Below are 3339 nucleotides of genomic sequence, written 5' to 3'. Positions count from 1 at the left end.
AGTAGATGCTTTCGGAGTGCACCCCCGACGCGGTGGACATGTCGTGGACGTAGGAGTCGGCCAGGGTGCTGTCGCCGTCCATCCGGGGGCCCTGCATGACGTGGTGGATGTTGGTCCGCAGCACCTGGTGGTCGGTGGCGGTGCCACCGGACCCGCCCATCCACACCCCGATGGCCGAGTTGTTGAAGGTGGTGCCGTTGGCCCCGCCGCCGATCTCACCGTCGGTGAACACGGTGTTCGTGCCCTCCAGGGACACGCAAAACGACGACACCCCGCTGCAGCGGACCCGGGTGTTCTTCACCGTGACGTTCGCCGCGGTGACCGTCAACGACCCGGAGATGTCCAGCCCGCTGACCACCGCACCCGCCGTCGAGACGGTGTAGTCACCACTGACCGCCGTCAACGCCGTCCCCGCCGGAACCCCCGTACTCGACCCGCTCGGGAACGAGCTCGGCACGGCGGCCACCGAAGCCGGCTGAACCGGGGGCGTCGTGGTGGTCGGCGCGGTCGTGCCGGCCGGTGCCGGGGTGGCCGCAGCCGTGGTCGTGGTGCCTGTCGTGGTGGTGGTCGTGCTCGTGGTGGTCGAGGTGCTCCCCGTCCTCGTCCTGGTGGTCGGCGTGCTCGGGGTCGTGGTGACCGCCGCGGCGGTCGTCGTGGTCGCGGAGGGGAGGATCTCCACAGCGACCAGGTTGTAGCGGTCGGCGGTGGGTGCCGTCTGAGCCAGCGTCACCACGGACGGCGAGGCGACCGGTGCGATGCGTGCCTGCACGAAGTAGGTGTCGCCGACGGGAGCCAGGAACTGTGAGAGCAGGCTCTGCCCGGCCACCGGGACGTGGGCCACCGCGGTGTCCCAGTCGTTGCCCACGCCAGCGACCAGCGAGTTCGCCGCGGTGGTCGTCACGGCAACGGTCGGCGCACCGCTGGGGGCGCTGGCGGTGGACCGCGCGCCGATCCCTGCGGCCCCGGCGTAGCCGACCACCGTGATCGAGCCGTCCCACGCGCCGAAGGAGCGCTGCGCGCTGACCGTGCACCCGCCCAGCGGGCTGGCGGCCGACGCGGCCCACACCTCGACCGGTCCGGCCTGGGCGTTGGCAGCGGCGACCCGCTTCCAGGACAGCCCGCACCCGCTGACCGAGCTGAATGTGGCCCCCGGTCCGGCTGAGTCACTGGCCAGGTAGGCCACCATGAGCTGCGGCCCGGACGTGCTCACCGGGCCGGACGATAACGTGCTGGACGGGCTGGACTGGTCGGCCTTGACCACGGTGGCCACCGTGGGGGCGCTGGGGCTCGCTGCGGACGAGACGCCGATGACTGCGGCGAGACCGGCCGCGGCGACCAGGGACAGGGCCACGGCCACGCCGCCGACCCGCTTCGTGTGCAAGATGCCAGGGGACGGTCGTCCCAGGGTGCGATGACGCACGGGTGCTCCAAACCTCGAGGGGGATGCCGGTGAGTGGTCCGACAGGTCGGGTGCCCTGACTGCTTCGGCTGGTTGGCTCGTGCAGCCGATAGGCCGTCCGAGCGAAGGGCAGCCGAGGGACACCGACGTCGGAGTCGGTCCGGTGGGGTCTTGAGAACGAGCCAGGCGAGCGGCCGAGCCGATGAGCCCGGGCCACTGGCCCGCCCACGATGATCGAATCTGCAGCGGGCGCTACGGGTATCTGGACACGCTGGGGAGATCCCTCCTGCACGCCTGCGGGGTTAGCTGTCGGGTTCGGGCGGGAAGGCTGCCCGGCCGCGGTGCGGCTTCACCCCGAGGACGCTGGTCACGTCCGAGGATCTGTTGGATCCCCCGCCTCTGCCCCCATGCACGTCGGATACTTGACCACTGGACCGGGGGGCAGAGCTCGGCGGGTCGGCCCAGTGGTGAACGTCTTGGTCGACGTTCGCGCCGACAGTACCCCGGCCGGCCGGGGTCGAAACCCCGGGAGTGCGAATCATCACGACGGCACGCGCTGGCGCGGCCCAGTCCGTCGACTGTCCCGTGACGAGAGTGGCAGCGATAGGCGAGAGGGGACTCTGTGGCTGGAGCGTTCGCTGACCGGGTGGCGCGGAGTCGCGATTTCGTCGAGACGCGCGACCACGCGTCGGCCTTGGGCTCAGCGCGGCAGGCGCCGTCCGACCGCAAGCCCGTGGCGGAGGTGAGCGACGCAGCCGCCGTCCGGGTTGCGTCGGATCGCCACGGCCGGGCCGGCCGGTTGCCGTCGTCTAGGCGCCCCGTGGGGCCAGCGCGCCACGACCTGGCCCGGTCCAGACGCGCCGGGTGGAGCCTGCGCGGGTGTGCCGCAGCCACCACAGGCCGACCAGCGGCAGTATCAGGGGCCCGAACCCGTGGCCGCTGCCGAAGCCGGTGCACACGGTGGCGTCGGGGAACAGCTCGCTGAGCAGGTCGGCCGGCAGCGGGATCGCCAGCGTACCCAGCAGGCACACGGCGAACTCGGCGCGGGCGAACGAGCGGTGGCTGTCGACCATGGCGCCCAGACGGCGGGATCTGGGTGGCCGGGGCGCTGCGTAACGCCGTCGTCCGCTCCGTCGTGGACGGCGAGGCGCTCGGCCGGTCGAGGTGGCCCAGGTCTGGCCCGCCGGCCGTGATCGCCGTTGGCGGTCCGGAGGCGCCCGTCGCCGGCGTGATCTGTCCACTCACGGTGATCAAGGCGCCTGAGGCGTTCGTCACAGTCCGCTGCGCGGTCGTTGACAGGGGCCGATCGGGCGGCCTGGAGGGCTCAAGCAGTCACCGGCCTCGGCCGACGTCTCGTTGTGAATCGTCCACCCAACAGAGGACCCGTCATGTCAACGAAGTCTCAGCGCCGGCGCCGTGCGGTACGGGCAATCGCTCCTGCCGCTGGTCTGCTTGCTGCCGGCCTACTCGTGTGGCAGGGGTCGGTGGCGGCGTTCTCGGCAAGCACGGACAACGGCAGCGAGCAGTGGAACACCGGCTCCCTGACCCTGGTCAACGACGGCGGCACCGGCACCTACGCGGCCAGCACGACACCGATCTTCATTGAGAGCGCCCTGAAGATCCCCTCGGCGAGCGTCTCCCGGTGCCTGACCGTCAAGGCCGGCGGCACCACCGGTGGCACGCTGAACTTCTACCGCGGCGCCGTCACCGGCACGAACAGCGGCACCCTCGCGCCGCTGATCGCGCTGACCATCAAGGCGATGCCCGTCACGACAACCGTGCCGACGGTGACGACGAACTGCACCAACTGGACGGGCACCGGCGCCACCACGGTCGCGACCACGAACCTCAGCGCCCTGCCCACGACCTACGCGACTGGTCTGGGCGGCATCACGGTTCCGGCCGGTACCCAGTACGTCGTCTACCAGTTCACCTACCAG

At 71.4% G+C, this 3339-nt stretch carries 3 protein-coding genes and 1 riboswitch; of the genes, 1 reads left to right on the top strand and 2 read right to left on the bottom strand.

Annotated features, from left to right (window positions below):
- Together VIM19_02785 and VIM19_02780 are read right to left on the bottom strand one after the other, a co-directional pair.
- Positions 1–1381 (bottom strand): hypothetical protein (locus VIM19_02785; protein HEY5183837.1); only part of this gene is annotated, 1381 nt, incomplete at its 3' end.
- 295 nt (positions 1382–1676) lie between these two features.
- Positions 1677–1826, bottom strand: a riboswitch (cyclic di-AMP (ydaO/yuaA leader).
- A gap of 382 nt (positions 1827–2208) precedes the next feature.
- Positions 2209–2472, bottom strand: a complete 264-nt coding sequence (locus VIM19_02780) for a hypothetical protein (protein ID HEY5183836.1) — start codon at positions 2470–2472, stop codon at positions 2209–2211.
- Between the two features lie 315 nt (positions 2473–2787).
- Here VIM19_02780 and VIM19_02775 point away from each other — a divergent pair.
- Positions 2788–3339, top strand: a 552-nt coding sequence (locus tag VIM19_02775; GenBank protein HEY5183835.1) for a hypothetical protein, incomplete at its 3' end; no start/stop codon positions are given.

The organism is Actinomycetes bacterium (assembly GCA_036510875.1).
In the GTDB taxonomy this organism is placed as follows: Bacteria; Actinomycetota; Actinomycetes; order Prado026; family Prado026; genus DATCDE01.
This window is presented reverse-complemented; position numbering and strand designations above follow the sequence as displayed.